This is a genomic window from Paenibacillus xylanivorans (assembly GCF_001280595.1).
Taxonomy (GTDB): domain Bacteria; phylum Bacillota; class Bacilli; order Paenibacillales; family Paenibacillaceae; genus Paenibacillus; species Paenibacillus xylanivorans.
Genome location: NZ_LITU01000075.1, coordinates 164,940 through 172,782 on the forward strand (window position 1 = coordinate 164,940; position 7,843 = coordinate 172,782).

At 49.5% G+C, this 7,843-nt stretch carries 5 protein-coding genes and 1 pseudogene; 2 read left to right on the forward strand and 4 right to left on the reverse strand.

What is annotated here, in order from left to right; translation table 11 throughout:
* A pseudogene (locus AMS66_RS32480) lies at positions 1-272 on the reverse strand (hypothetical protein); the annotation flags it as partial.
* Positions 179-3,310 (reverse strand): hypothetical protein, encoded by a 3,132-nt coding sequence (locus AMS66_RS24070; protein ID WP_053783201.1) that lies wholly within the window; start codon positions 3,308-3,310, stop codon positions 179-181. The pseudogene AMS66_RS32480 and the gene AMS66_RS24070, both read right to left, overlap by 94 nt.
* A gap of 441 nt (positions 3,311-3,751) precedes the next feature.
* Here AMS66_RS24070 and AMS66_RS24075 point away from each other — a divergent pair, with 441 nt between their 5' ends.
* A complete protein-coding gene (locus tag AMS66_RS24075; RefSeq protein ID WP_053783202.1) occupies positions 3,752-4,882 on the forward strand; it encodes a YheC/YheD family endospore coat-associated protein in 1,131 nt (376 codons plus the stop codon).
* A gap of 85 nt (positions 4,883-4,967) precedes the next feature.
* A complete protein-coding gene (gene asd / locus AMS66_RS24080) occupies positions 4,968-5,759 on the forward strand; it encodes an archaetidylserine decarboxylase (protein WP_053783203.1) in 792 nt (263 codons plus the stop codon).
* A gap of 486 nt (positions 5,760-6,245) precedes the next feature.
* On the opposite strand, the gene AMS66_RS24085 is transcribed toward asd, so the two are convergent.
* Entirely contained in the window at positions 6,246-7,031 is a 786-nt protein-coding gene (locus AMS66_RS24085; RefSeq protein WP_053783204.1) for a helix-turn-helix domain-containing protein, read from the reverse strand.
* A 123-nt stretch (positions 7,032-7,154) separates the two neighbouring features.
* On the reverse strand, positions 7,155-7,843 hold a 689-nt coding region (locus tag AMS66_RS24090), incomplete at its 5' end, for an aminotransferase-like domain-containing protein (RefSeq protein ID WP_144424603.1).

Genomic DNA, 7,843 nt, shown 5'->3' on the forward strand with positions numbered 1-7,843 from the left:
ATGCTGCGCTCCTGAATATGACCCGCATGAATGGCACCTGCCTGAATATGCCCGGATTGTACACTTTCCGATGCGATATGAATTCCGGTTACCGTACCTTCGAGTAACTTGCTGCCGTTTATACTGCCGTCCGCCAGTTTGGCACTCGTTACCGACTCATTTTGCAGATGAACCGCACTTACGGCTTCCTCTTCCAGATGGGATGTGCCAATGCTTCGCTCCTGAATATGGTCAGCATGGATGGACCCTGCCTGAATATGCGCGGATTGCACGCTTTCGGATGCGATATGAGCCCCGATACCGTACCTTCGAGCAATTTGCTGCCGTTTATACTGTTATCCGCCAATTTGTCATTCGTTACAGATCCATTTTGCAAATGAACCGCACTTACTGACTGCTCTTCCAGATGAATTGAGCTAATACTGCACTCTTGAATATGATCAGCAAGAATTGCTCCTTCCTGGATATGGCGGGTTTGCACACTTTCGTCTGCAATGTGGGTAGCCGATACTGCCCCTGCGGCTAATTTGCTGCCATCAACACTACCACTCGCCAGTTTGGAGCGTGTTACAGATTCCTCCTGTAATATAATCGTACTTACTGCTTCTTCTTCCAGATGAGACGTACCGATGCTGCGTTCATGGATATGATGAGGAAGAATCTCACCATCCTGAATATGACGGGAATGTACCGCTCCTTGCTGCAGGTGAACCGCACTTGTCGACTCTGCCTGAAGATGCAAACCACTGATCAAACCTGGCTGAAGATGAGCCGCTGTAATGGATAACGGTGCCAGATGGTCTGTTTCCACAGATCCAGGTGCCAAGTGATGGGATGTGACCACCTGTTCAGCAATATGCTCCTCATGAATGATGTCTGCCTTCAGATGCTGTGAGTTCACTACATGAGCTCCCAAATGGTCAGACTTCACGCTTCCTTCAGCCAGATGGACGGATTGTACAACGGATGGCATCAAGTGCTCGCTACCTACAGCCTCCTGTTGTAATTCTGTCCCGGATACCGAATCTGCTGTCAAATGGTCCGAAGTTACGGACCCATGCCGCAGTTTGTTGCCCGTAATACTCCCATCAGCGAATAATTCCGGTGAACGTACTTCCTCCGACAAGTGTTCCAGTAAAACGGCATGCTGCTTCAGGTGATAACCGCGAATGGTTCCTGCTGGAATATGTTTGGCATTAATGCTTTCTGCCATAATCTTGGAAGAAGTCACGCTGCCGTCTGAAAGTTTGGCTGACGTGACAGCAAAATCCGCCAGTTTATCCGTGGCAACACTCTCTGGTGAGAGCTTGGGGGAGGTAACCGCATGATCTGTCAGATGAGGCGGAAAAATGGATCCGCCAGCCATCTGGGCTGAAGTTACACTACCAGGAGCCAATTTGTCTGTTGTGACCGCGGCCCGTGCAATAGCATCCGTTTCAACACTGCCCGGCTGAAGATGATGTACCCCTACGGCATGTTCTGTCAGGTGCTCCGATTTCACTGCATAAGGTCTTAGGGCCTCGGAACCCACGCTGCCTGGAGCCAGATGTGTGCCTGTGACTCCACCGCTCGCAAGATGCGAGGATATGACACTCCCGGGGGCAAGCGCTCTGCTGCTAACCGAAGCCGTTCCAAGTTTTTCTGTCGTCACACTTCCATCCGCGAGCTTAACATCTGTAACTGCAGCATCCTGTAATTCATACGTACCTACAGCTGACTCTGCCAGATGCCGCTCAGAAACCACGCCATCTGCGAGAGCATCTCCGGACACACTTCCGGTAGACAGATGAGTTGCCTCGATGCTTCCACTTGCAATGTGAATGGAGTGAATTGCGGAATTGTCCACATGGACTGGCGTGATTCCCCGATTCGCAATGTGTTCCGAACGAATGGACCCTTTGGCAAGATGTTTGCCCTGTACAGCTTCATCCGCAATTTTGGAAGAAATGACGCTCTGATCAGAAATCTTGGAGGCCGTAATCGACTGTTCCAGCAATTTTGCTGTTCCAACAGACTGGTCTGCCAGTTTGCTGCTGGTTACGGCACCATCCGTCAAATGCTCACTGCCTACTTCTCCATTGCCAATCTGCTCCTTGCCAACTGCATAAGCGCGAATCTGGCTTGAACCGATGGAACCGTCCAGCAGATGTCTTCCACTTAGCGAACCCTCAGCTAAATGTCTTGTTTGTATAGATCCATCCTCAATCTGGTCACTTCCAATACTGCCACTAGATAGTTGTGAACGACCGACAGCCCCTTCTGCCAGATGTGTCTGTTTAACAGCACCTGCCTGAATATGGTGAGACTCGATGGATTGTTCTTCGATTTTGCTGCCTGTGACAGCACCTTCACGAATTTTGGATGTAGTCACCGCATCGTCAGCCAGTTTGGAGGTATGCACAGCTCCTCCGGTGAGATGCCTTGTATCCACGCCGCTAATCGCGATCTTGTCTCCAGTTACGGCATGATTCTTGATTAATTCTTCTGTAACCAGCATGCGGCTGAGATGTCTTGTGCCGATGGAACCGTCGGCAATTTTGGCTGAATCGATTACCTGGTTGCCAAGCTTCTGGGAAGTAATGCTGCCATCTCTGATTTTCTCACCGGCAATAGAAGCATTTCGTATTTTGTGACCAGATACGGAGCCGTCAATCAGGTGCTCCTCGGATACGGACGCTTCCGCAAGTTTGGCGGAAACAATTGCCCCGTCTGCAATGTGAATGCTGGTCACCGCATAATCCTGCAATGCTTCACTGCCGACCGCATCCGGTTTCAGCTTGGAGGCATCCACAGAGAAAGGAGCGAGTTTGCTCTCCGTAACAGCAAATTCACTCAAGTCATCCGTGTAGATAAAATGCCCGGTATGACCCGGCATCTGATTCTGATTTAGGATCTTCAGCCGATCCTGAGCAGCTGCTTCCTGCGTGTTTATGCCCTGCTCTTCTTCCAGAACAGGGGGAGCAACGCTGCTGACCTGAATCTGCTTTTCCGGACTATCTTGCGACATGACGACTTCCTCACTATCAGACTCTACGGGTTCGGGTTCCGGCTTGATCGTTTTGGCTACGATCTCTAGGTCTTCCAGCTCGTTTGTGGAAGCAGGTAACTCTGTTGAATCGGATAGATATTCTTCTGATGCCTGAATGGCCCTCGATTCCCGTTTATTTGCATTCAAGCGTTCTTCCCTATTCGAAGTGAAACCTGAGCTCATTGTGTCTGACCGTCGATTGGTCAGATCCAGTTCCTTGAATTGGGGACTCACATGCCGCAGTTTCGGCGTAGAAACCTTCTTATTGCCTTTTTTACTCATGCAGCTAGCTCCTTCCTCTGACGTTCGTCTCCGGCATCATATGCTTCGATATAGGCATCTGCCACTTCAAATCATGACTTTTGCCAATAACATTGGGTAAATGTAGGAGTCAAACATGCGAGTGATGTACCTGTCTATAGCGAAATAGGCTGTGCACGGCTATTGATGAAAGGCGGCTGTCCACGCCCCTGACCCAGCAATGTCATACGATACTCCAGAAGCATTTTGTATACATTCGTAAAATGACTTCCAATCCGCACTGTAACCCACATCTACCTGGATTGAATGGAATCGGAAGGCTAATAAATACATGTATGTTAGTGCATATCGAAGCATCATGATTCCGGCTTGCGTTATCGTGATGTCCAACCAGGCGGTGACAGGCCGGCATTCCATGGATGGACGATCCATGGTCGCGATAACATTGAAGGAGGAACGGTCATGCTACAAGAAACGATCGGTATTATGTTCGATTCACGCATGTACCGGGGGATACCGACTGGAAGGACGGGTCAGGAATCACTCGCGAATGTTGAACAGGCAGCGGCCTGTTATGGATTAACCCCTTGTTTTTTGCGGCTGGAAGACGTGGATTTGGACACCAAAACCTGTATTGCTTATGTAAAAAAGGAGGGCATATACGTTCGTCAAAGAATGCCATTGCCCCCCGTCATTCATAATCGGGCTCTCCAGCTTCGCCGTACGGAGCAGCATCAGGTGACCCAACTGCTGTTGCAGGGCATACAGGTATACAATGTACGCAATCGATACCGCAAAGACCACATTCACGAGATGCTTTATCAGGACCCCAGTCTCAGGCTACATCTCCCCCGTGCGGTCAAAGCTACACCTGAGTCTTTGGCATATATGATGGAACATTACGATGATCTGGTGATCAAGCCATGCAGCGGAAGCATCGGACACGGTATTATACGGATCTTCCAAAAGGATGGTCAATGGAAACTGACATGTGAGACAAGGACTTCACGCAAGGGATGGGCCACCTTTCGACTGAATAAGGGACAACTGCCTTCGGCCACCCTGCGCCGTATTTTCCGTCATGCTTATCTCATTGAAGAGCGCATTCCTCTGGTTCGCTATGAAGGAAGACCCGTAGACTTGCGAGTATCCGTGCAACGGGGCAATGACGGTTTGTGGGGGATCACGGGCATATTCGCCAAGGTGGCTCCGGCTCATACGTTTGTCACGAATATCGCCCAAGGCAGCAAAGTCATGACGCTGGCTGAAGCCCTTGGCTCTGAGGAATCCGACTGGCATTTACTTGAATTGGAGGCCAGAATCAAGTCTGTGGGGCTCCGAATCGCACGGACGCTGGCTTCGAGCCTGCCACATCTTGCGGATCTTGGGCTTGATCTGGGGATAACAGAGAGCGGGCGGATTTATTTTATCGAATGCAACGGAAGGGATCAACGCTACGGTTTCCGAAAGGCCGGGATGACGGAGCATTGGAAAGCCAGCTACCGGCAACCGATGGCATATGGACGTCTGCTGCTGGAGCAGAATTCGCGCATACCGCGGCAACCCCAGACGTACGATAGGGGCCTGTATTGATTTCGTGGGCATTCTGTGTCAATATTATGCAGAACGGCCGGTCCTGCCGGCCTTGAAGTTCGCACTAACCCTAAGGGGGATATTCATGGCAAAAACGCTGTTGCGGTTAATGACCGAGCTTTCTTCTCGCAAATGGATCTCCCGGACTGTGGGAGCCTTCTCCAAGAGCCGGGGAAGCAAGGCATTTATCCCTTATTTTGTCCGGACCTACGACATCCCTGTTCAGGAAGCTGAAAAAGACTGGAAGGAATATCGTTCATTGAATGATTTCTTTACCCGTAAACTTAAACCGGGCATGCGCCCGCTTGAACTTTCAGAACATGCATTGATCAGTCCGGTAGATGCCAAAATCACGGCAGCCGGTCCGGTATCTGCTGGAACTCTCCTGAATGTTAAGGGACAAAATTATACACTTGCTGAATTATTAAACCACTCACCGCATCTGGAGAAGTACAAGCACGGCTATGCATTTGTCCTTTACCTCAGTCCTCGCGACTATCATCGCATTCATGCACCTGTTAGTGGTCGCCGAATGGAGAGTGAACATATTAAGGGCAAGGTTTATCCCGTAAATGATTTTGGCCTGACCCATATGAAATCGGTGCTGAGTCGAAACGAACGGCTCATTACGTATATTGCTCATGATTTTGGAGAAGTTGCTGTCGTGAAAGTAGGCGCAATGAATGTGAGCAGCATACAGTACGCCGGTACGGATGTAAGTTCCTGGGCACAAGGCGATGATCTCGCATATTTTGAATTCGGTTCCACCGTCGTACTGTTAACGCAGAGTGGCACATTCGAACCGAAACCAGGCTTGCAGCCTGGTGACTCCGTCAAAATGGGAGAATTGCTCGGTCGGTTAAAGCCCCTCCACTGAGCAATAAGTAGATGATTCCTGAATAACAGGAGTCATCTTTTTTAATTTCTAATATAAAGAAAGAGATTACACAGAACATTTACCTATATAAAAAGGTACTCGCAGCCGGAACACCTTCTTAGGGTAAAGTGTCCAGGCTATGAGTACCTTTTACTGATCAGAGAATCCGACTATCTGCTTCAGTTCTATAGAAGCCAGATATATCCCGTTTTTCATTTCATGTATACATGCAATACGAAGCTAAACTTCGTCATATTGGTTTTTCTGACCATTTCTTAAAACCATACGTCCTGCATTTCCTCTGCCGGTTTGCTGCGGCGCAGGCGGTTCCGGAAAAGATTAAAGCCCTTTATAGAGCATCCCCGGTTGCGGACCCGACGTTTTCCGTTCATCACAAGTTCCCCCTTTCGATCGTCTGGAATGCTACATACTTACCCCTGCTTCCCAGAATTGAAACGTTGCCATATTCTACCGGACAAAGAGGCCCTATCGAATCTCGGACGGACTTTTGCCGGTATACTGCTTGAACTGACGACTGAAGAAAAAGATATCCCGGTACCCAAGGGCATCTGCCACTTCGGTCACATTCATGCCGGTATGCACCAGCAGATGCTCGGCCCGCTCAATGCGCATGCGAATGATATAGGATTGCACGGACGAACCAATCAATTCCTTGAACTTGATCGAGAAGTATCGAGGCGATAATCCAGCCCTGGCAGCGAGGTCTTCCACGCGATGTGTTATCCCCGGATGCTGGCGTACATAGTTAGCAACCTCCTGGATGACATCAGACAACTGGTTGCTTACCTTTTTCTCCACAGGAGCTTCCGTGTCCGCGCGCAACAAATGAATCATCAGCTGTTTCAGAATCAACCGACTCTCTTCATCCCGTCCATATACATCGGATAGGAACAGTCTTACATACCGAGCCAGCAAATGCTCGAATTCCACCGTTTCCAGCACCTCACGATAGGACTGGGGAACATCATTAACGGGTATATCTACATCAAAATGAATATACGTAAGTACCAACGGTTTTTGCTTGTTATGTGTTGCAGTAGGATGATCGCCTGGCCTGAACAGAAAACAACTACCCTTGCCAACTTCATACGACCGGTCATTCAGCACAACGGTCCCTTCACCACTCCATACATAAAATAAGTCATAGTTTTGCATCGGTTTTTCCCGCTTCTGCCACTTCCATCCCGGTTCGCAGACAATTTTGGCGACGGCGGGCAAAATAACAAAAGATGACGGCGATGCCTGCAGCATGTCGCCACTCCCCCTTGAAAGTTAATCTCTCCGCATACGGCATCAATATTGATGCCGTATCCGTTTATATATGATTTCTGCTCCTGCTGGAGCGAAACGCCTTATTCCATTATACAGCGGAATTCACCGAAACGAAAATATGCACTTCTCCCATGCTAACCGCATTCGCCGGATCCCCTCTTGAATCTCCTCTTTCTCCAGATGTGCAAAGCCAAAACACACAGCCGGAGGACCTGGAGTCAGCCGATAACGCATCGCATCGCGGAATACAACACCTTCTTCCAGAGCCAGTGCCTTGAACCGTTCATAACTTTCAATATTCCCCTTCCATGTAGCATAAATATGCAATCCAGCATCCCCAGGCTGCATAATGAAGGTCTCCGGTAATTCCCGCTCCATCTCTCTGACAAAAAAGGCATGCCGTTCCCCGTATAAACGGGTTAATCGTCTTAGATGGCGCAAATACCCTCCTCGGGCCATGAACTTCGCAAGTGCACGCTGCTCCAGAAGGGCAGGAGGTACTGGTTCGTACAGTGCTTTTGCAGCGATCAGTGGCTGCACCAGACTGGGCGGTAGAACCGCGTAGCCAAGCCGGAAAGATGCAACCATCGTTTGTGAGAACGAACCCACATAGATGACCCGTTGTTCACGATCGAGTACTTTGAGCGGTTCAATCGGTCTGCCACCCCAGCGAAATTCACTGTCATAATCATCTTCAATAATGACGGCATTTCGCTCCGAAGCCCATTCAAGTATGGCTCTCCGTCTGCCCAGACCAAGGACTGCTCCTGTAGGAAACTGGCGGGTTGGGG

Bases quoted from the DNA above. Each gene is read 5' to 3' on its own strand.
- AMS66_RS24070 (WP_053783201.1), bottom strand. From the start codon at position 3,310: ATGAGTAAAAAAGGCAATAAGAAGGTTTCTACGCCGAAACTGCGGCAT.
- asd (WP_053783203.1), top strand. From the start codon at position 4,968: ATGGCAAAAACGCTGTTGCGGTTAATGACCGAGCTTTCTTCTCGCAAA.
- AMS66_RS24075 (WP_053783202.1), top strand. From the start codon at position 3,752: ATGCTACAAGAAACGATCGGTATTATGTTCGATTCACGCATGTACCGG.
- AMS66_RS24085 (WP_053783204.1), bottom strand. From the start codon at position 7,031: ATGCTGCAGGCATCGCCGTCATCTTTTGTTATTTTGCCCGCCGTCGCC.